Below are 21451 nucleotides of genomic sequence, written 5' to 3' on the forward strand. Positions count from 1 at the left end.
CTGAGCTGGGGACGGGGCTGGGCACGGGGCTGGGCACGGGGCTGGGCGCTGGGCACGACCGGCGGCCGGGCATGATCGCCAGGAGTGGAGCGCGGGACGCAGCGCACTCGCCGGGGCGCTCCACTCCTGACGATCATCGTCCGGGGGCCGCGGCGCGCAGTGCCGGTCCCCGGCGGTCCGGTGCGACGACGCACGGCGGTGGGCCATGCTGCACCGGTGACCGCCTCCCCAGGACGTGCATGCCGTGCCACGCCGCTCGCGCTCCTCGTGGTGGTGCCGCTGCTCGTGGTGCTGACGCTGCTCGGACACCCCGGGACCGCGGCCGCCGCCTCCGGGACCGCGGCGACCCCGAGCGGGGTGCCCGGCGCCGCGCCGGTCACCGCGACCGCAGGATGTCCGGGCCAGGACGCCCCGCCCGGCCCGCCCGCACGGGAGGAGACGGTGCCGGTCGCCCCGCTGCCCGTGCCGTCGCCGGCGGTCGGCGGGCTCGACGGCTGCGGTGACGCCCACGCCGGGTCGGTGCCGCCCCCGCCCGTGGGGGTGGCGTCCTACGTGGTCGCCGATCTCGACTCCGGTGCCGTGCTCGCCGCCCGGGCCCCGCACGCGCGGGAACGTCCGGCGTCGACGATCAAGCTGTTGCTCGCGTTGGTCGTCGACGAGCGGCTGCCGATGGACCGGGTGGTCGTGGGCACCACCGAGGATGCGAACGTCGACGGCAGCCGGGCCGGGATCGGCCCCGGCGGGCGCTACACCGTCGACCAGCTGCTGCACGGGCTGCTGCTGTCCTCGGGCAACGACGCCGCGAACGTCCTGGCCCGCGAGCTGGGCGGCGTCCCGGCGACGCTGGCCGCGATGCGCGAGGAGGCCGCCGGCCTGGGTGCGCTCGACACCCGCCCCGCGACGCCGGCCGGTCTCGACGGCCCGGGGATGTCCTCCTCGGCCTACGACCTGAGCCTGCTGCTGCGCGCCGCGCTGGAGCGGCCGCGGATCGCGGCCGCGCTGACCACCCGGAACATCCCCTTCCCCGGGTTCGCCGACAAGCCCGGCTTCCTGCTCGGCAACGACGACCGGCTGCTCGGCACCCCCGGCTTCCTCGGCGGGAAGAACGGCTTCACCGACGCCGCCCGGCACACCTTCGTCGGCGCGATGGAGCGCGACGGGCGACGCCTGGTCGTCGCCGTGGTGCGCGGCGAGCAACGGTCGGTGCGGATGGTCGACCAGGCCCGGGCCCTGCTGGACTGGGGCTTCGGCGCCCCGGCCGCCGGGATCGGGACGCTGGTCGAGCCCGGCGCCACCGGTTCCGCCGACGGCTCGGGCACGACCCCCGGCGCCGCGGCCCCCGCCGGCGCCGCCGACGGCACGACATCGGCGTCCGGAGGCGCGGACGGGGCGACGGGGCGCACCGACGAGGCGACGACCGACGCCCCGGATCCCGCGGGCGCCCCGCCGGTTCCGGCCGCGGTGCTGGTCGGCGGGATCGCCGCGCTCGCCGGCGTCGGGGCGCTGGTGGCCGCGCGGCTGCGCCGGCGTCGTTGACCCGGTCCCGGACGCCTATCGTGCGGACGCACGGACCACACCGGCGGCCTGGGGACTCTCCTCCACGCACCGTTCACCGGCTGGACGTTCATCGGGACCCGCCCGGGATTCCACTACCGATCGCCCCGGCACCCCGGGGCCGGGCGCGGGACGCGGGGGCGCCTGGTGCGTAGTCGCTTACCGGGTAAGCGAGTTCGTGGGGCCCCGTCCCCACAGCCCCGCGGACGACCCGCACGACGGCCGCCGTGCCGCAGGCGGCGCCGTGCCTGGGCCGGCGCCGCACCCGGTCAGCGCCGCACCCGGTCAGCGCCGCGCCTGGGCCAGCGCCGCACCCAGTGAGCGCCGCGCCCGGTCGGCGCAGCACCTGGTCGGCGCACCCGGTCAGCGCCCTACCTGGTCAGCGCGCCCTACCTGATCAGCGCCCTACCCGGTCAGCGCCGTCGGCGCCCCAGGGCCCGCAGGCCGAGCGCTCCACCGATCAGACCCGCGGTCAGCAGGCCCGCCGAGGCCAGCGCGCCCGGACCGTCGCGGACGACGTACTGCGGCCGGATGATCGCCGGGGCGGGCAGGTCGCGGGGACCCTGGTCGTTCTCCTCGGCGCTGGCGGCCCAGGCGGTGACGAACAGCAGGAACCGGGAGGTGAAGAAGATGAAGATGAGCAGACCGAGGATCGACCCGAACGCGGCCCCGGCCGGCGAGGCGCCGATGGTCGCGAGGTAGACGACCATGACGCGCTGCAGGATGGCGAACCCGATCGCGCCGAGCAGCGCCGCCTTCACCGCGCTGCGCAGGGTGACGGGCTCGCGCGGGAGCCGCGCGATCACCCACAGGAAGACCAGCCAGTTCCCGCCGATGCCGACCAGGAACGACAGGACGCTGAGCAGGAACCGGGCCCAGCCCACGTCACCGAGACCGACCAGGCCGAGCAGCGACGAGCCGAGTGCCCCGGTCACCGAGGCGATCGCGAAGGACGCCACCAGGGCGAGCCCCAGACCGACCAGGGCGAGCAGGTCGAACGCGAGCCGCTTGATCATCGGTGGAGCTTCGTCGCGCTGACCCCACTGCTCGGTCAGCGCCTCGCGCAGGTTGCTCATCCAGCCGATGCCGGAGTACAGCGCACCGATCAGACCGACCGCGCCGATCGCGCCAGCGCGGTTGATCGCGGTGTCGACGACCTGCCCGAGCGTCTGGCCGAGGTCGCCGGGAGCGGCGCTGGTGATGCCGTCCCGCAGCTGCGCCACCAGATCCGGGTTCCCCCGCAGCACGAAACCGGCGATCGCGAAGCCCACCATCAGCAGCGGCACCAGCGCCAGGATCGAGAAGTAGGTGATCGCCGCGGCGTAGTGGTCGCCGTGGTTCTCGGTGTAGCGCTCCCCCGCCCGCACCAGGTGGTCCAGCCACGGATGTTTCTCCCGCTGGCGGTCGAGGAAGGTGTCGGTCTCCTCCTCGTCGGTCTCCAGCCGGTGCGCGATCGTGGCGGCGCGGTTCTCGGCCATCATTCCCCCGGTTCGGTGGTACTCCCCGCCCCGGGCGCGCGGCTCAGACGGGCGGGAGGAACCCGATCCTCTCGTGAACCGCGGCCAGTGTCGCGCCGGACACCTCACGCGCACGGGTGGCACCGCGGGCGAGCACCCGGTCGAGTTCGGCCGGGTCGGCCAGGTAGCCGTTCACCTTCTCCGCGAACGGCTCCGCGAACGCGGCGACGATCTCGCCCAGGTCCTTCTTCAGGTCGCCGTAGCCGCGGCCGACGTACTCGGCCTCGACCTCGGCGACCTTCCGGTCGGTCATCGCCGCGTTGATGGTGAGCAGGTTCGCGATGCCCGGCTTGTTCTCCGGGTCGAAGCGGATCTCGCGCTCGTTGTCGGTGACCGCGGAGCGGATCTTCTTCGCCGAGGTCCGCGGCGGGTCGAGGAGCTCGACGATCCCGCTGGGCGACGACGCCGACTTGCTCATCTTCGCCGTCGGGTCCTGCAGGTCGTAGATCTTCGCCGTGGCCTGCGGGATGTGGGGCTCGGGCACCCGGAACGTCTCGCCGAACCGGTGGTTGAACCGCTGCGCGAGGTTGCGGGTCAGCTCCAGGTGCTGGCGCTGGTCCTCGCCGACCGGGACGCGTTCGGCCTGGTAGAGCAGGATGTCCGCGGCCTGCAGGATCGGGTAGGTGAACAGCCCGACCGTCGCCCGGTCGGTGCCCTGCTTGGCGGACTTGTCCTTGAACTGGGTCATCCGGCCGGCCTCGCCGAAGCCGGTGATGCACTCCAGGATCCAGGACAGCCGCGCGTGCTCCGGGACGTGCGACTGCACGAACAGCGTGCAGCGGTCCGGGTCGAGCCCCAGCCCGAGGAGCTGCGCGGCCGCGACCCGGGTCCGCCGGGCCAGCTCGGCCGGGTCGTGCTCCACCGTGATCGCGTGCAGGTCCACGACGCAGTAGAACGCCTCGTGGTCGTCCTGCAGGGCCACCCACTGCCGCAGCGCACCCAGGTAGTTGCCGAGGTGGAACGAGTCGGCCGTGGGCTGGATCCCGGACAGCACCCGGGGACGGTGGGCGTCGTTCATGCCCGCCATCGTTCCCTACCGTCGGTCATCTCGGGCGCACCGGGGACACCGGGGACACGGAGTCCCTGGCGAACGCCCGCCCGCACTGCTCGCAGTCCAGCCGCACACGGAGCGGCTGCCCGCAGGCCCGGTGGCGGATCGTGAAGTCGATCGGGGCGCCGTCCGCGCCGCACCAGCGGTGCGACCACTCGACCAGGCAGGCGTGGATCGGGAAGCAGGCGCGTCCCTTGTCGGTGAGGCGGTACTCGCCGTCGCCGCTGCGGCTGAGCACCCCGAGCCCGACGAAGCGGCGCAACCGGTCCGACAGCACCTCCGGGGAGATCGCCAGCTCGTGGGCGAAGCAGCTGAACGCCCGGACACCGGTGAGTGCGGCGCCGATGACCGCGGCGCCCCACCGATCGCCGATGATCTCCATGGCGCCGGGGAGGAACGAGAGCGGGTCGGCGGGCAGCGTGCCGCGGGTGCGCCGCGGGTGCCGGCGGGCCAGCACCTCCAGCCCCGGCGCCCACGGCTCGCGCTCGACCTCGGTGTCCCGCGGGCCGACCTCGCCGCCGCAGGTAGCGCAGCACACCCGCACCCGGGTGGGGCGCCCGCAGTCGCGGTGCACGATCTCGGGCAGCGGGACCTCGCGCGGGACCCAGGTCTTCTCCCAGTCCCAGGTGCAGATCAGCAGCTTCCAGATGTCCCCGCCGCGCTCGGTGAGGACGTAGCCACGGCGCTCACGGCCGCCGTCGGCGTAGCTGCAGGTCTCGAGCAGGCCCGCCTCGACGAGCCCGCGCAGCCGCGCCGACAACGTCGCGTCGGAGATGTTGAGGGTCTCCCGCCACCCCGCGTACCGGCTGACCCCGAGGAACGCACGCTGGAGGATCAGCAGCGTCCAGGTGTCGGCGAGCAGGCCGAGACCGCGCCCGACGGCGCCCAGCTGCTGCGGCCGCACCCGCTCGCCTCCCTTGACCCCGGACTGCGCAAGATCGTACCGTTGTCTCACTCTGCCGATCGAAGTCGCACCCGGGTGTGTGACCGTCGGCGGGGTGGGCCGGATCCGGGGGGGTCGGCCCACCGGCCGGGGCGGACGTCCTGCGGCAGCGCGGTGAGGGGGCTGCGTCAGCTGCGGGGCGTCGTCCCGGTCAGCACGTCACCCGTTCTCCCGGCTCTCCCGGCCGTTCTCCCGCTCCGGCTCCTCGGGCTGCGGGGCGGCCTCGTCCCCCACCGCCTCGACCGTCACCGCCTCGACGCTCACGACGCCCTTGTCGAGGTCGATCGGGCCCAGCCGCCACTGCTGCCCGCCCTGCGCGGCGTCCGAGTCCTCGTGCATCCGCTTCCGCGGGAACATCTCTCCGAGCACACCCATGCCGCCACCGTACGGCGATCGGCGGCCGGGCCGGTCCCGCGCGGCCGGGGGCGGCGCGGGACCGGCCGGGCTCGAACCAGGCCCGGGCCGGGGTCAGGCCGGGGTCAGCGGCAGCATCCGCGGCCCGGCGCCCGACGCCGGGGTGAGCACGCGGGGCTCGCCGCGGTAGGTCGTCGTCCGCTGCCGGACCGGGCGACCGGCCGCCGCGGCGATCGCGGTGAGCTCGGCGACCGAGCGCTCGGAGCCGTTCTCCGAGCCGGCCATCCGGGAGATCGTCTCCTCCATCAGCGTGCCGCCCATGTCGTCGGCGCCCCCGGCCAGGATGTCCGCGGCGAGGTCGTCGCCGAGCTTCACCCAGGAGCACTGGACGTGGTCGATCCGTCCGTGCAGCGCGAGCCGGGCGAACGCGTGCACCGCCCGGTTGTCGCGCTCCGTCGGACCCGGTCGGGCGATCCCGGCCAGGTAGATCGGGGCGTTGTGGTGCACGAACGGCAGCGGCACGAACTCCGTGAACCCTCCGGTGCGGTCCTGGATCGACGCCAGGGTGCGCAGGTGCCCGAGCCAGTGCCGGGGCTCGTCGACGTGGCCGTACATCATCGTCGAGCTGCTCGGGATCCCCAGCTCGTGTGCGGTCGAGACGACCTCGATCCACTGCGACGCCGGCAGCTTGCCCTTGGTCAGGACCCAGCGGACCTCGTCGTCGAGGATCTCGGCGGCGGTGCCCGGGATCGAGCCGAGCCCGGCGGCCTTCAGCTCGGTCAGCCACTCCCGGATCGACACGCCGGCCTTCGCGGCGGCGGAGACGATCTCCATCGGGGAGAACGCGTGCACGTGCATCCCGGGCACGGCCGCGGTGACCGCGCGGACCAGGTCGGCGTAGAACGACACCGGCAGCTGTGGGTCGATGCCGCCCTGCACACAGACCTCGGTGGCGCCGTCGCGGGCGGCCTCGGCGGCGCGCTGGGCGACCTCGTCGAGCGAGAGCCGGAAGGCGTCGGCGTCGCGCTCGCGCTGGGCGAAGGCGCAGAACCGGCAGCCGACGTAGCAGACGTTCGAGAAGTTGATGTTCCGGTTGACCACGTAGGTGACGTCGTCCCCGTTGACCTGCCGGCGCACGTCGTCGGCGAGGTCGAGCAGGGTGCGCAGCGCGGGCCCGTCGGCGGTCAGCACGGCCATCGCCGCGTCGGCGTGCGCCGGGTCGAGCAGCGCAGCCGGGTCGGACGCGGCCAGGTCCAGACCGGCCCGGACGTCGGAGTCGAGCCGCTCCGGCGCCGCCCCGTGCCCGGCGCGCTGGTGCTCCAGCTCGGCGGCCACCTCGTTCCAGTCGCCGTAGACGTCACCGAAGTCGCTGCGTCGGTCCTCGGTGCGCCCGGTGGTGTCGATCGTGGAGTTCAGGTCGGTGCGCCCGGTCGAGGCGAACCCGCCGTCGGGCTCCTGCCACGCCCGCCCCTCCACGACGGCGTCGGGCCGGGCGAGCCCGTCCGGTCCGGACAGCGCGGCGACGTGGCCGTGCAGCCGCGCGTCGATCCACGGCGACCCGGCCCGCACGTACTTCGGGTAGGCGGTGAGCCGCTCCCGCAGCGTGAAGCCCTCGGCCGCGGTGATCGCGGCCAGCTCGTCGACGGCCGGCCACGGCATCTCCGGGGACACGTGGTCCACCGTCACCGGGGAGACACCGCCCCAGTCGTCGATCCCGGCGCGCAGCATCAGCGCCTGCTCGTCGCCGACGAGGTTCGGCGGGGCCTGCAGCCGCACCTTCGGGCCGAGCACCAGCCGGGCGACGGCGATCGTCGCGGCGAGGTCGTGCAGGTCGGCGTCGGGGTCGTTCGCCATCGCGGTGTCCGGCTTCGCCCGGAAGTTCTGGACGATCACCTCCTGCACGTGCCCGTGCGCGCGGGCCGCCGAGCGGATCGCGAACAGCGACTCGGCCCGCTCGGTGCGGTTCTCCCCGATGCCGATCAGGATGCCGGTGGTGAACGGGACACCGACGCGGCCGGCGTCGGTGAGGGCCCGCAGCCGGACCGCGGGCTCCTTGTCGGGGCTGCCGAAGTGCGGGCCGCCCTTCTCGAACAGCCGCTGCGAGGTCGTCTCCAGCATCATCCCCATGCTGGCCGCAACCGGCTTGAGCCGGGTCAGCTCCTCCCAGCTCATGACGCCCGGGTTGAGGTGCGGCAGCAGCCCGGTCTCCTCCAGGACGGCGATCGCGCACGCCCGGACGTAGTCCAGCGTCGAGTCGTAGCCCCGCGCCTCGAGCCACTCACGAGCCTGCGGCCAGCGGTCCTCGGGGCGGTCGCCGAGGGTGAACAGGGCCTCCTTGCAGCCCTGCGCGGCGCCCTGACGGGCGATCTCGACGACCTCGTCGCGCTCCAGGTACATGTCCTCGAGCCTGTGCGGGACGGTCGCGAACGTGCAGTAGTGGCAGCGGTCGCGACAGAGCCGGGTCAGCGGGATGAAGACGTTGCGGGAGTAGGTGACGACACCGGGGCGGCCCTCCTCGACGAGTCCGGCGTCGCGGACCCGGCCGGCGTGGCCGAGCAGCTCCTCCAGGTGCTCACCGCGGGCGGCGAGCAGCACCGCGGCCTCGGTGACGTCGAGGGTCGACCCGTCGCGGACCCGGCGCAGGGCCCGGCGGAACGCGGAGTCCGAGGGGACCGGCTCGGCGGGCGCGGGGGTCGGGAGGGGTACCGGCGGGACGGCCTCGGCCGGGACAGGGGCGGCAGGAGTATCGGCCATGCCACCCACACTAGGTTTCACGGAACACCGCAGCGACCGTCCGTTTCCCGGCGATGGATCACGCCCGGTACGGGAATACGGCTCAGGCGACCTCGGCGGGCGTGCCGCCGGTGACGGCGACGAGCTCGTCGAACGTCGTCGGGAACACCGAGCGGGCCACCCCGCCCGCCGCCCAGACCCGGTCGAACCCGCCCAGCGCGACGTCGACCAGGGTGCGGACCGGCGCCGGGTGCCCGACGGGGGCGACCCCGCCGATGACCTGCCCGGTGGCCTCGCGCACGAACTCCGTCGACGCCCGTCCGACCCGCTGCGCGCCGACCAGGGCCGCGACCCGGTCGGTGTCCACCCGGTGCGCGCCGGAGGTGAGGACGAGCAGCGGGGCGCCGTCGGCGTCGAAGACCAGCGAGTTCGCGATCTGGCCGACCTCGACCTCCAGTGCGGCGGCCGCCGCGGCGGCGGTGGTCACCGCGTCGGGCAGCAGCACCAGGCCCGCGATCGACGCGGGATCGGCACCGGCCCGGCGCAGCGCCTCCTTCACGGCGGCGACGCGGGGGTGGTCGGCGGGGTGTTCGACGCTCGGGCTCACCCGGGACATCCTGCCCGCACCGCGCCGCGGCCGCTGCCGGGTTCCCCGGAGGTTCCTCGTCAGCGGTTCCTCAGAGGACGGCGAGGACCAGCAACACGACGACGACCACGGCCAGCACCCCGGCCACGCCCAGCAGGATCCAGCGGTTGCGGCCGAGGTCCCCGCCCTGGGACCGGGGCCGGGCACCGCGTTCGAACAGCTCGGCGGCCCGGTCGTGGGTCGGGCGGTCGGCCGGGTCGTCGGCGGTGAGGCCGTCCAGGACCGTCGCGAGCGCGCTGCCCGCCGGCGGCCGCGGGCCCACCGCCTCGCGCAGGACGACGCCGAGACACCACAGGTCCGCGGCCGGGGTGTCGGTGCCCTCGGGAGCGGCGGGCGCACCGGTCCCGCCGGGGCGCGGGCCGACCGCGCGGGCGAGACCGACGTCGGTGAGCAGGGCGCGGCCCTCCGCGGTGATCAGCACCGCGTCGGCGTCGAGCCCGCCGTGGGTGCCGCCGTCGGCGTGCACCGCCCGCAGCGCGGCCAGCACGTCCCGCCCGACCAGCGCGACCTGCCGGGGCGACGGCGGCTCCGCCTCGACGACCGCGCCCAGCGGCCGTGCGTCCGGGTGCTCGGTAACCAGGTACTCGCGCATGTCCCCGGCCGAGGACCGGTCGGTGACCAGGTCCAGCACCCCGACGACCGACGGGTGCCGCAGCCGTCCGGCCGCCCGGACCTCGGTCAGCAGCCGCTCCCGGACCCCCGCGACCGGGGGCAGCGCGATCTCGGTGACGGCGACGGTGCGGCCGGTGATGCGGTCCTCGGCGCGGTGGGTCGACCCGAAGCCGCGGCGGCCCAGCTCGTCGAGCAGCAGGTAGCGGCCGCCGACCATCCGTCCGGCGATCACGCGGCCCCCAGCCGGACGACGACCGGGGCGTGGTCGGAGAAGCGCCGGTCGTGTGCGGGTGCCCGGTCCACGACGGCCTCGTACGCCGCGTCGGCGAGCCCGGGCGTGGTGAGCAGGTGGTCGATCCGCCACCCGGTGTCGTTGTCGAAGGCCCGCCCGCGGTAGCTCCACCACGAGTACGGCCCGTCGACGCCCGGGTGCCGTTCGCGCACCACGTCGCGCCAGCCGTGTTCGAGCAGCTTCGCGAACCACTCCCGCTCGTGCGGCAGGAAACCGGAGTTGCGCCGGTTCCCGCGCCAGTTGCGCAGGTCCAGCTCGGTGGGCGCGATGTTCCAGTCCCCACCGACGACCATCTCCCGGCCGGTGGCGGCGCACCGGTCGAACGCGGTGCGCAGGTGGTCGCCGAACGCGGCGCAGAACGCGTCCTTGGCGTCCTGCTTCGGTGTGCCCGCCTCACCCTTGGGCAGGTACAGCGAGGCCACGGTGAGCCCGCCCGGCAGGTCCACCTCGAGATAGCGGCCGTCGAGGTCGGTCGCAGGGTCGGTGCTGTTGCTCGCTCCGCGGGCTCCGCTCGGGAGACCGATCCGTACGGCCTCCGGCTCGTCACGGCTCAGCACGGCGACGCCGTTGCGCCCCTTCGCCGTCAGCGAGGGCGCCAGCCGCAGGTGCCAGCCGCCCGCGTCGAGCGCGGCCAGGAAGGCGGCCGGCAGCTCGTCGGGCAGGGCCCGGACCTCCTGCAGGCAGACCGCCCGCGCGTCGGTCGCGGCCAGCCACTCCAGCAGCCCCTTTGTCGTGGCGGCACGGACCCCGTTGACGTTGACCGTGGCGAGGGCGTTCACGCCGTCTACTGTGCCGCACCCATGATCACGCTGCGCGACGGGTTCAGCACCGGCTGCCCGGGGTCGCGGCGACGGAGTCCACCGGGACCCACTGGTTCTGCTCGGTGAGCTTGCGGAAGCCGCCGTCGACGATCGTCTCGGCCGCGACCTCGGTGCCGACCGGCAGCGTGCGGACCGGTGCCGCCGAGTTGCCGGGGGCCGCGCGCACCGTGACCTGCTCGCCCTGCACGACGACACGGCAGCCGGTCGTCTCCAGATCGCCCGTGACACCGCCGTAGGCGAGTGCGACGGCCGTCAGGCCGACACCGATGAGCCCCACCAGCGGCCAGCCCCTCAGGAGGGACTTCCGGGTGAGCCCGAAGACCTTCGCCACCGTGGTTCCCCTCCCGTCGGACGCTGCCGCCGACCACGGTAGCCGGTCCGCGGCCACGGGCTCGACCATCACGGGGGTGTCGGGCCGGTTACTCCTACGGGCGTGCGGAGCCGGTGAACAGATAGCGTGTGGCCCAGTCAGCGGGTCGCCGCGCCGGGGACCCGCCCGGTCGTCCCGGGCCCGTCCGCCGGCGCCGTCGCGGCCCGCTCGCTGGACACGGCAGCACACACGACGAGCCGAGGCAGGCCTGAGGACGCGATGAAGCTCACCTACACGTACACCGACGAGGCGCCGGCGCTGGCGACCCACTCCTTCCTGCCGGTCATCGAGGCCTTCGCCGGACAGGCCGGGGTCGACGTGGAGACCCGCGACATCTCCCTCGCCGCCCGGATCCTGGCGAAGTTCCCGGACCGGCTGACCGAGGCCCAGCGCGTCCCGGACTCGCTGGCCGAGCTGGGCGAGCTGGCGAAGACCCCGGACGCCAACATCATCAAGCTGCCGAACATCTCGGCGTCGATCCCGCAGCTCAAGGCGGCCATCACCGAGCTGCAGGGTGCCGGCTACGACGTACCGGACTACCCGGAGAACCCGCAGACCGAGCAGGAGAAGGCCGCCCGCGCCGCCTACGACTCGGTCAAGGGCTCCGCGGTCAACCCGGTGCTGCGCGAGGGCAACTCCGACCGCCGCGCCCCGCTGTCGGTGAAGAACTTCGCCCGCAAGCACCCGCACTCGATGGGCGCGTGGAGCCCCGACTCCACCAGCCACGTCGCCACCATGGACGAGGGCGACTTCCGCCACTCCGAGACCTCGTTCACCGCCGCCGGTGACGGCGCGGTCCGCATCGAGCACGTCGCCGCCGACGGCACCGTCACGGTGCTGAAGGAGAAGATCGCGCTGCTGGACGGCGAGGTGTTCGACGGCGCCGTCATGCGTCGCGAGGCACTGCGGGCCTTCCTCGCCGAGCAGGTCGCCGACGCCAAGGCCAAGGGCGTGCTGTTCTCGGTGCACCTCAAGGCCACGATGATGAAGGTCTCCGACCCGATCATCTTCGGGCACGCCGTCCGCGCCTACTTCGCCGACGTCTTCGACTCCTACGGCGACGACCTCGCCTCCGTCGGCGCCGACCCCGACGACGGTCTCGCCTCGATCCTGACCGCGTTGGAGAAGCTGCCCGCCGACAAGCGCGAGGCGATCGAGAAGGCCATCACCGCCGCCTACGAGACCGGCCCGGCCCTGGCCCAGGTCGACTCCTCGCGTGGCATCACCAACCTGCACGTCCCCAGCGACGTCATCATCGACGCCTCGATGCCGGCCGCCATCCGCTCCTCCGGGAAGATGTGGAACGCCGACGACGCCCTGCAGGACACCAAGTTCGTCATCCCGGACTCGTCCTACGCCCCGCTCTACGACGAGACCGTCAAGCACTGCCAGGCCAACGGCGCCTTCGACCCGACGACGATGGGCACCGTCCCGAACGTCGGCCTGATGGCGCAGAAGGCCGAGGAGTACGGCAGCCATGACAAGACCTTCGAGATCGCCTCCGCCGGCACCGTGCGCGTCGTCGACGCGGCCACGGGCGAGGAGAAGCTCTCGCACGAGGTCGGCGAGGGTGACATCTGGCGCGGCTGCCAGACCAAGGACGCCCCGATCCGCAACTGGGTCGGGCTGGCCGTCGAGCGGGCCCGGGCCACCGGCTCCCCCGCCGTCTTCTGGCTGGACTCCGCGCGCGCCCACGACGCGCAGCTGATCGCGAAGGTCGAGAAGTACCTGGGCGAGCACGACACCGACGGCCTGACCATCGAGATCCTCCCGATCGCCGAGGCCACCCGCTACACCCTGGAGCGGACCCGCAAGGGCGAGGACACCATCTCGGTCACCGGCAACGTGCTGCGCGACTACCTCACCGACCTGTTCCCGATCATGGAGCTGGGCACGTCGGCGAAGATGCTGTCGATCGTCCCGCTGATGAACGGCGGCGGCCTGTTCGAGACCGGCGCCGGCGGGTCCGCGCCGAAGCACGTGCAGCAGCTGCAGAAGGAGAACCACCTGCGGTGGGACTCCCTCGGCGAGTTCCTCGCGCTGGCCGTCTCGCTGGAGATGCTGGCGTCGAAGACCGAGGAGCCGCTGCGGGCGAAGCTGCTCGGCCAGACCCTCGACGAGGCCACCGGCAGGCTGCTGGAGAACGGGAAGTCGCCGTCGCGCAAGGTCGGGGAGCTCGACAACCGCGGCAGCCACTTCTACATCGCGCTGTACTGGGCGCAGGCCCTCGCCGCGCAGACCGAGGACACCGAGCTGGCCGCGATCTTCGCCCCGCTCGCCGAGAAGCTCGCCGCCGCCGAGGACACGATCGTCGGTGAGCTGAACGCGGTCCAGGGCGACCCGGTCGACCTGGGCGGCTACTACTACGTCGACCGCGCGAAGACCGACGTGATCATGCGGCCGAGCGCCACGTTCAACGCGGCGATCGACGCCTTCGCCGGCAAGTAGCCCCACCGACGACGGCCCGTCCCCCCGCCGCCGGGAGGGCGGGCCGTCGCCGTGTCCGGACGACCACCATCCGTGGACCCGTTCGCGACACCACACCGCCGTCCGGGTGGCCGGAGGGTGATCGTTGCGATCATCGAGTGATCATGAGCGGCGCCGTGGGCGACGTCACTGACCCGTCCGGCGCAACCCCGGTCACGGTCCGACCGTACTCGCCGGTACAATTACGTTAGCTATGATCATCATCGCCCTGCCCCGCACCACCCCGACCGGGCCGCGCTCCCCCGCCCCGTCGGGCGCTCCGGTGCGAGTACCGCGGGCGACGAGCACCGGCCCCGGCCGTCCGGGCAGCAAGCGCCCCGCCGGCCCGCGCCGGCCACCCACCAGGCGTCCCGCCGGGCCCGAGACGACCGGCGGCAGCCGGAGCTGACCCCGGCCCGGACCGGGGCGGGGTCAGCTGATCGTCAGCGAGCCCTGCGTGATCGTCAGCGCGAGCAGCAGGACGACGACGCCGAACCCGCCGTACACCAGCGCGTCGGCGTAGCGGCCGCGGATCGCGAGCAGCCCGACCCGGTCCGGCGGCAGCGCCACCCGCAGCCCCGCGGCGACCAGCATCGCCACCGCCAACGCCGCGGACCCCTCGCGCCAGTGCTCGGTCACCACCCGTTGCAGACCGACCAGGGACACCCCGAGGACGACGAGCAGCGGCCAGTGCGCCCGCAGCCGGGCCCGCAGACCGTGCCCGGAGCGGGTCTCCACCATCACTGCTCCCTGCCGTCCGTCACTCCGACGAGCTGCGTCCGGTACCGACGCTCACTCCGACAAGCTGCGTCCAGTACCGACGCTCACTCCGACAAGCTGCGTCCAGTACCGACGCTCACTCCGACAAGCTGCGTTCGGCTGCCTCGACGACGTTCGTCAGCAGCATCCCGCGGGTCATCGGCCCCACACCACCCGGCATCGGCGCCAGCAGTCCGGCGACCTCGGCGACCTCGGGGGCCACGTCGCCGACCAGACCCAGGTCGGTCCGGGTCACCCCGACGTCGAGCACCGCGGCGCCCGGCTTGATCTGGTCGGCGGTGATGAGCCCGGCCCTCCCCGCGGCGGCGACGACGACGTCGGCCTCCCGCAGGTGCGCCGTCAGGTCCCGGGTGCCGGTGTGGCACAGGGTGACGGTCGCGTTCTCCGAGCGGCGGGTCAGCAGCAGCCCCAGCGGGCGGCCGACGGTCACGCCGCGACCCACCACGACGACCCGCGCCCCGTCCAGCTCGACACCGAACCGGCGGCACAGCTCGACGATGCCGCGCGGGGTGCACGGCAGCGGTCCCGGCTCGCCGAGGACCAGCCGGCCCAGGTTCGTCGGGTGCAGGCCGTCGGCGTCCTTGCCCGGGTCGACCCGCTCCAGCGCGGCGCCGGCGTCGAGGCCGTCCGGGAGCGGGAGCTGCACGATGAAGCCCGTGCAGGTCGGGTCGGCGTTCAGCTCGTCGATCGTGTCCTCGACCTGCGCCTGGCTCGCGTCGGCGGGGAGCTCACGCTGCAGCGAGGTGATCCCGACCTTGGCGCAGTCGCGGTGCTTGCCGCGCACGTAGGCATGTGACCCGGGGTCGTCACCGACCAGCACCGTGCCCAGGCCGGGGGTCACCCCGGCGGCGGTCAGCTTCTCGACACGGCCCCGCAGGTCGTCGAGCAGCTCCGCCAACGTCGCCTTGCCGTCCATCACGCGTGCGCTCACCCGGGCATCCTCTCAGGCAGTGCCCGGGCCGGTCGAACCTGACCGGAGGACGCCCGCGTGCCGGGCGGGTAGGGGACGCCGCCCCCGCGACCTGCGACGACGGTCCGATCGCGTGCAACCGGAGCACAGGCCGGGGTCTGGCCGTACGGAGGGGCGATGAACGATCCCTATGAGAGGAGAATCACACCACCGGTGCACGGCCGGTCATGAACTCGACGAGGAGTTTCCCATGAGCGTGGAGAGCGACACCGCGGGGGCGCAGGCTGCTGCCCCGCCCGCCCCGGCAGCAGCCGCCCCGGCAGGCAACCCGGCCCTGATGGGCCTCATCTGCTTCCTGCCGTCCGGCATCACGCTGGGCCTGTGGTTCGTGGGCTACCTGGACACCACCGCGCTGCCCGGCGGCATGATCCCGATCCTGACCTTCTCGGCGGGTCTGTTCCTGTTGCTGTCGGCCATGGCCGCGCTGCGCGTCGGGGACAGCGTCACCGCCGCGATCTTCGCCGTCTTCTCCGCGTTCTGGACCAGCTTCGGCGTGCTGCTCATGGCGCTGAACAACGGCTGGATCGTCGACGCCGGGACCGGGCAGGCGCTGTCCACCGAGCAGGTCGGATCGATCCAGTCGACCTACCTGCTCTCCTTCACCCTGGTGTTCGTCCTGCTGACACTGGCGACGCTGCGGCTGCCGCTGATGTTCACGATCGGCTTCGTGCTCGTCGACATCACCTTCGTACTGGCCTACATCGGCGTGACCGCGGGCAACGCGAGCCTGTTCCCGATCGCCGGGATCGCGACGTTCGCGTTCTGCCTCGTGTTCGCCTACATCCTGTTCGACGCGTTCGGCCAGACCCTGGGCGGACGCGCGATGTCGATGGGCGGACCGCTCGTCAGGTCCTGACCCCGTCGCGGCCTGCCCGCGGGCCCCGCCGGTTCCTCCGGCGGGGCCCGCGGTGTGCCCGGACCCGGTGTCGGCCGCGGGCAGGACGGTCAGCGGAAGTCCCGGGACGCCACCTTCACCGCCAGCGGCATCCGCTGCAGTCGGTCGGCCAGCAGGTTCAGCACGCCCTCCGGGCTGCGTTCGAGCCGGCCCCGGACCAGCAGCGCGGCACTCCCCAGCGCCACCGACCGGTAGCGCGCCCACAGTCCCTCCGAGCAGGTCACGTTCAGCATCCCGGACTCGTCCTCGAGGTTCACGAACGTCACCCCGCCCGCCGTCGCCGGGCGCTGGCGGTGGGTGACCAGTCCCCCGACCAGCACCCGGGCCGGGGTGTCCGGGCCGGCGCGGCGGCCCACCTCGTCGAGCCGGTCGATCCGGACCGCACCGAGCGCGTCGAGGTCCGCGCGCAGGTGCTGCACCGGGTGGCTGTCCGGGGAGACGCCGGTGGCCCAGACGTCGGAGACGGTCAGTTCCGCCTCGGTCATCCCCGGCAGCGCCGGCGCGTCGAACCCGACGGCGGTGCCCGGCAGGTGCTCGGGCCGCACCCCCGCGACGACGCCCGCCGCCCACAGCGCCTCCCGCCGCTCCACGCCGAAGCAGCCGAACGCGCCGGCCGTCGCCAGCGCCTCGGCCTGCGGGCCGGTCAGCCGGACCCGGCGGGCCAGGTCGGGCAGGTCCGCGAACGGCCCGCCCGCGTCGCGCTCGGCGTCGATGACCCCGGCGAGGTCCGCACCGACGGTGCGGACGCCCGCCAGACCCAGCCGGACCGCCTGGCCACCGGTGCTGTCGTCGTCGGGCTCGAGGACGGCGTCGGCCCGCCCGGCATTCACGTCCGGCCGGTGCACCCGCACGCCGTGCCTGCGGGCGTCGGCCACCAGCGACTGCGGCGAGTAGAAGCCCATCGGCTGGGCGTTGAGCAGGCCCGCACAGAACGCCGCCGGGTGGTAGAGCTTGAACCACGCCGAGTAGTAGACGAGCGCGGCGAAGCTGATCGAGTGGCTCTCCGGGAACCCGAAGTTCGCGAAGGCCAGCATCTTGGCGAAGATCCGTTCGGCGAGCTCGCCGGTGATCCCGTTCGCGGCCATCCCGTCGTAGAACCGCTCCCGCAGCCGCTCCATCCGCTCGGTGGACCGCTTGGACCCCATCGCCCGGCGCAGCTCGTCGGCCTCGGCCGCGGTGAACCCCGCGACGTCGACGGCGATCTGCATCATCTGCTCCTGGAACAGCGGGATGCCCAGCGTCTTGTCCAACGCGGGCTCGAGCAGCGGATGATCGTGCTCCCAGGTCTCGAGCTCGTTGCGCCGCCGGATGTAGGGGTGCACCGAGCCACCCTGGATCGGGCCGGGCCGGATCAGCGCGACCTCGACGACCAGGTCGTAGAACTTGCGTGGGCGCAGCCGCGGCAGGGTGGCCATCTGGGCGCGGGACTCCACCTGGAACACCCCGACCGAGTCGGCGCGCGACAGCATCGCGTAGACCTCCGGGTCGGACTCGCCGATCTCGTGCAGCTCGATCCGCTCGCCGGTGACGGTCTCGACCAGGTCCACCATCAGGTGCAGCGCGGTGAGCATGCCCAGCCCGAGCAGGTCGAACTTCACCAGCCCGGCCGCGGCGCAGTCCTCCTTGTCCCACTGCACGACGGTCCGGTCGGCCATCCGCGCCCACTCCACCGGCACGACCTCGGACACCGGCCGGTCGCAGATGACCATGCCGCCGGAGTGGATGCCCAGGTGCCGGGGCGCGCCCAGCAGCTGCCCGGCGAGGTCCAGCAGCAGCGGCGGCATCTCCTGCGGGAGCTCGCTCGCCTCCAGGGCGTGCCAGCGTTCGACGCGTCTGCTCCAGGCGTCCTGCTGGCCGGGTGAGAACCCGAGCGCGCGGGCGGTGTCCCGGATCGCCGACCGCGGCCGGTAGGTGATGACGTTCGCGACCTGTGCGGCGAACAGCCGGCCGTAGCGGCGGTAGACGTACTGGATCGCCTCCTCGCGGCGACCGGACTCGATGTCGAGGTCGATGTCGGGGTAGCCATCGCGCTCCGGGGACAGGAACCGCTCGAACAGCAGCCCGTGCCGGACGGCGTCGACGTTGGTGATGCCCAGCGCGTAGCAGACCGCCGAGTTCGTGGCCGAGCCCCGGCCCTGGCAGAAGATGTCCGACCGGCGGCAGAAGTCGACGATGCCGTGGACGATCAGGAAGTAGCCGGGGAAGTTCTTCGCCTCGATGATCTCCAGCTCGCGCTGCACGGTGTACGCCGCGAACGGGTTCTCGTCATAGCTGCCATAACGCTCCACCCGGCCGCGTTCGGTCAGCACCCGCAGCCACGTCGTCTCGGTGTGCCCGGCCGGGACGTCGAACGGCGGCAGGTCCGGCGCCACCAGGTGCAGCTCGAACGCCAGCTCCCGGCCCAGCTCCGCCGCGCGTTCCACCGCGCCGGGGTGGCGCTCGTCGAACCGCAGGGCCATCTCCTGCCCGGACCGCAGGTGCGCGGTGCCCGCCGCGGGCAGCCAGGGGTCGATCTCGTCGAGGCTGCGCCGGGCCCGGACCGCGGCGACGGTCGCGGCCAGCGGGGCCCGGTCGGGGGTGGCGTAGTGCGCACCGGTCGTCGCCACCGTCGCGACCCCGGCCCGCTCGGCCAGCGCGGCCAGCGCGTCGTTGCGCTCGGTGCCGCCGGGCTCGCCGTACACGGTCAGCTCGACCCGCACGTTCTCCGCACCGAAGCACGCGACCAGCCGGTCCAGCTCCGCCGCGGCGGCCGCCGGGCCCGAGCGGTCCAGGGCCCGGCGCACCGCGCCCTTGCGGCAGCCGGTGAGTACGACGACCTTCCCCGCGGTGTCGGCGACGACCTCGTCCGGGTCGTAGACCGGCCGGCCCTTCTCCCCGCCCCGCATCTGCGCGGTGGAGATGGTGCGGCACAGCGCGCGGTACCCGTCGGGGCCGCGGGCCAGCAGCAGCAGGTGCTCGCCCTCGGGGTCGGCGACGCCGTTCTGCGGCGCGGTCAGCCCGGTGCTCAGCTCGGCTCCGAACACCGTGCGCACCCCGAGCGCGCGGGCCGCCTCGGCGAACCGCACGACCCCGTACATGCCGTCGTGGTCGGTGAGTGCGACCGCCTCCAGCCCCAGCTCGGCGGCGCGTTCGACCAGCTCCTCCGGAGCGCTCGCACCGTCGAGGAAGCTGAAGTGCGAATGACAGTGCAGCTCCGCGTACGGCACGACGCCGGGCCCTGCCGGGCGCAGGCCCTCGGGCGGCTCGTAGGGGTCGCGGTGGACGGACCAGGCGGGGGCGTCCCCGCCGTCGGCCTCCGGACCGCCGCGCAGGCTCGCGCCGTCGCGCACGGGCCGACCCGACAGCGCGCTCTCCAGCTCCGCCCAGGGGACGTCCGGGTTCTGCCAGCCCATCCGTGCACGGTACTCGAACATGAGTTCGAACGTCGAGTGCCGGGTTCCGCGGACGGGCGTCGCCGTGCGGGCCGGCCGGCTGCTCCCCAGCGCCGGTCGGCCCCGCACGGCGGATCCGGGCTCCGGCGCGGCACACCGGCCGCTCCCCAGCGCCGGCCCGCGGGCCACCCGGACGTACCCATCCGGTGCCGGCAGGTGGTTCGTGGACCGCCACGCCGACATCTCCGAGTCCACCAGCCGAACCTGTGGAACGACTGAGACCCCGGTGTGGATCGACCGAGGATCACCGCGGCCCGGGTCGCGCCGGGCCGTACCGTCGTGTTCGTGACGCCATGTCGTGATCGTCGGTTCACCGCACGACCACGCCCGATGACGGATGCTGGTCCGACGCCGCGGCACCCGACCGGTGCCGCGCACGCACCGAGCAGCGCCGGACACCCGGCGCGGACGAGGCCCGGCACCGGGCCGGACGACAGGGGTGGCTCCATGGGACGGGCGAGCACGACGGGGGGCCGGTACCGGCCGCGGCTGGGGAACCGGCTGGTCAGGGTCGCGGCGGCCGGGGTGGCCGTCGTCGCGCTCGCGGCCTGCGCGGACGTCCCCGCGGCACCGGACTCCGCGACGATCGGCGCTGCCGGCGGCGGGGGTCAGGCCGCCGCACAGGGCGATCCCGGCCTCCCGCAGCGGCTCGCGGCCGCGGTCGGCGGCGACGGCGCCTACGCCCACCTGCAGCAGTTCGAGAAGCTCGCCGACGCGAACGCCGGCAACCGCGCCGTGGGCACCCCCGGGTACGACGCGGCCGTCGACCACGTCGTCGGGACGCTGCGCGCGAGCGGGTTCACGGTGTCGACGCCGTCGTTCGAGGTGCGGACCTTCTCCGCGGGCGACGCGCGGCTGACCGTGGCCGGCGCCCCCGTGACGACCGAGGTGCTCGGTTTCTCCCCCGCCACCCCGCCCGGCGGGCTGACCGCGCCGCTGTCGCTGCGCCCGCGCACCCCGCAGGACCCGACACCGGGCTGCGAGGCGGCCGACTACACCGGCATGCCGGCCGGGGCCATCGCCGTCGTCGAGCGCGGGACCTGCGAGTTCGGGCAGAAGTCCCGGCTCGCGGGGGCAGCGGGTGCGGCGGCGGTGATCGTCATCAACACCGAGGACGCGGCCCTGCCCGCCACTCTCGGCGACACCCCGGGGGTCGTCCCGACGGCGTCCGTGACGAAGTCCGCCGGGGCCGCCCTGCGCGACGGCCAGCAGGCCTCGCTCGTGCTCGACACCACGATCCGGCAGCAGACCTCGCGGAACGTGATCGCCGAGACCACCACCGGTGACCCGGCCAGGGTCGTGGTCGCCGGGGCCCACCTCGACAGCGTCCCCGAGGGCGCCGGGATCAACGACAACGGCAGCGGCAGCGCCGCCCTGCTCGAGGTCGCGCAGAAGCTCGGCGGTTCCCCGCCGGTCGGTCAGAAGGTGCGCTTCGCGTGGTGGGGCGCCGAGGAGATCGGCCTGGTCGGCGCCACGAAGTACGTCGAGGGCCTGTCCGAGGCCGACCGCGCGCGGATCGCGCTGTACCTCAACTTCGACATGGTCGGCTCGCCGAACCCCGGCTACCTCGTCTACGACGGCGACAACTCCGACGGCCTCGGCGGCGAGGCCGGCCCGCCCGGTTCCGACACCGCGGAGCGCGTCCTGACCGAGGCGCTGGTCGGGGCGGGCGTGAACGGCCCCGAGGGCACAGCGTTCGACGGGCGCTCGGACTACGGCCCGTTCATCGAGGCCGGCATCCCGGCCGGTGGCCTGTTCACCGGCGCCGAGGAGCGGAAGACCCCGGAGCAGGCGCAGAAGTGGGGCGGCACGGCGGGGCAGTCCTACGACCCCTGCTACCACACACCCTGCGACCGGCTGACCAACATCGACCGGACCGCGTTGGACCGGAACGTGACGGCGATGGCCTCGGCGATCGGCCGGTTCGCGGTCGACCTCACCGGGGTCCCGCAGCGCTGACCCTGCCGTGACGGGCCCCGCTCCGGCCGCGTGGGCAGCGCTGTCGGCACGACGGTG

General features: G+C 74.1%; 16 protein-coding genes. 4 read left to right on the forward strand and 12 right to left on the reverse strand.

Going from position 1 to position 21451, the window contains the following annotated elements; genetic code table 11:
• The first annotated feature begins 216 nt into the window (after positions 1–216).
• Positions 217–1536: a D-alanyl-D-alanine carboxypeptidase family protein gene (locus KPL59_RS09865; RefSeq protein ID WP_226360629.1), complete on the forward strand. Its 1320-nt coding sequence runs from the start codon at positions 217–219 to the stop codon at positions 1534–1536.
• Between the two features lie 431 nt (positions 1537–1967).
• On the opposite strand, the gene yhjD is transcribed toward KPL59_RS09865, so the two are convergent.
• The 9 genes from yhjD to KPL59_RS09910 all read right to left on the reverse strand — a co-directional run bounded on the left by yhjD (position 1968) and on the right by KPL59_RS09910 (position 10854).
• Complete coding sequence (gene yhjD, locus KPL59_RS09870; RefSeq protein WP_082375722.1) at positions 1968–3032, reverse strand: inner membrane protein YhjD; 1065 nt, start codon at positions 3030–3032, stop codon at positions 1968–1970.
• Positions 3033–3075: 43 nt separating this feature from the next.
• Positions 3076–4089, reverse strand: coding sequence for a tryptophan--tRNA ligase (trpS, locus tag KPL59_RS09875; protein WP_226360630.1), 1014 nt, complete (start codon positions 4087–4089; stop codon positions 3076–3078).
• A gap of 25 nt (positions 4090–4114) precedes the next feature.
• Entirely contained in the window at positions 4115–5026 is a 912-nt protein-coding gene (locus KPL59_RS09880; protein ID WP_226353069.1) for a helix-turn-helix domain-containing protein, read from the reverse strand.
• Positions 5027–5224: 198 nt separating this feature from the next.
• Positions 5225–5440 carry a hypothetical protein gene (locus KPL59_RS09885; protein ID WP_226360631.1) on the reverse strand — a complete coding sequence of 72 codons (216 nt, stop codon included), beginning with the start codon at positions 5438–5440 and terminating at the stop codon, positions 5225–5227.
• A 93-nt stretch (positions 5441–5533) separates the two neighbouring features.
• Entirely contained in the window at positions 5534–8173 is a 2640-nt protein-coding gene (locus KPL59_RS09890) for a bifunctional FO biosynthesis protein CofGH (RefSeq protein WP_226360632.1), read from the reverse strand.
• 82 nt (positions 8174–8255) lie between these two features.
• Complete coding sequence (locus tag KPL59_RS09895; RefSeq protein ID WP_226360633.1) at positions 8256–8768, reverse strand: YbaK/EbsC family protein; 513 nt, start codon at positions 8766–8768, stop codon at positions 8256–8258.
• A gap of 61 nt (positions 8769–8829) precedes the next feature.
• Positions 8830–9642, reverse strand: a complete 813-nt coding sequence (locus KPL59_RS09900) for a protein kinase (protein ID WP_226360634.1) — start codon at positions 9640–9642, stop codon at positions 8830–8832.
• Entirely contained in the window at positions 9639–10481 is an 843-nt protein-coding gene (locus tag KPL59_RS09905) for an exodeoxyribonuclease III (RefSeq protein WP_226360635.1), read from the reverse strand. Before KPL59_RS09905 ends, KPL59_RS09900 begins: the two co-directional genes overlap by 4 nt.
• A gap of 43 nt (positions 10482–10524) precedes the next feature.
• Complete coding sequence (locus tag KPL59_RS09910) at positions 10525–10854, reverse strand: hypothetical protein (protein WP_139318925.1); 330 nt, start codon at positions 10852–10854, stop codon at positions 10525–10527.
• 258 nt (positions 10855–11112) lie between these two features.
• Between KPL59_RS09910 and KPL59_RS09915 the strand changes: the two genes are divergently transcribed.
• Positions 11113–13341: an NADP-dependent isocitrate dehydrogenase gene (locus tag KPL59_RS09915; RefSeq protein ID WP_226350883.1), complete on the forward strand. Its 2229-nt coding sequence runs from the start codon at positions 11113–11115 to the stop codon at positions 13339–13341.
• Between the two features lie 450 nt (positions 13342–13791).
• On the opposite strand, the gene KPL59_RS09920 is transcribed toward KPL59_RS09915, so the two are convergent.
• Entirely contained in the window at positions 13792–14100 is a 309-nt protein-coding gene (locus KPL59_RS09920; protein ID WP_043276732.1) for a DUF3017 domain-containing protein, read from the reverse strand.
• Between the two features lie 115 nt (positions 14101–14215).
• On the reverse strand, positions 14216–15070 hold the full coding sequence (locus KPL59_RS09925) for a bifunctional methylenetetrahydrofolate dehydrogenase/methenyltetrahydrofolate cyclohydrolase (RefSeq protein ID WP_226350882.1): 855 nt from the start codon (positions 15068–15070) through the stop codon (positions 14216–14218).
• Between the two features lie 229 nt (positions 15071–15299).
• On the opposite strand from KPL59_RS09925, the gene KPL59_RS09930 reads away from it, so the two are divergent.
• Positions 15300–15965, forward strand: a complete 666-nt coding sequence (locus KPL59_RS09930) for a GPR1/FUN34/YaaH family transporter (protein ID WP_226360636.1) — start codon at positions 15300–15302, stop codon at positions 15963–15965.
• 89 nt (positions 15966–16054) lie between these two features.
• Here KPL59_RS09930 and KPL59_RS09935 read toward each other — a convergent pair whose 3' ends face one another.
• The gene (locus tag KPL59_RS09935) at positions 16055–19396 is read right to left on the reverse strand and encodes an error-prone DNA polymerase (protein ID WP_226360666.1); all 3342 of its coding nucleotides are present in this window, start codon (positions 19394–19396) and stop codon (positions 16055–16057) included.
• Between the two features lie 486 nt (positions 19397–19882).
• On the opposite strand from KPL59_RS09935, the gene KPL59_RS09940 reads away from it, so the two are divergent.
• Positions 19883–21394 carry a M28 family metallopeptidase gene (locus tag KPL59_RS09940; RefSeq protein WP_226360637.1) on the forward strand — a complete coding sequence of 504 codons (1512 nt, stop codon included), beginning with the start codon at positions 19883–19885 and terminating at the stop codon, positions 21392–21394.
• Positions 21395–21451 lie beyond the last annotated feature (57 nt).

It is taken from the genome of Pseudonocardia sp. ICBG1142 (assembly GCF_020496255.1).
In the GTDB taxonomy this organism is placed as follows: domain Bacteria; phylum Actinomycetota; class Actinomycetes; order Mycobacteriales; family Pseudonocardiaceae; genus Pseudonocardia.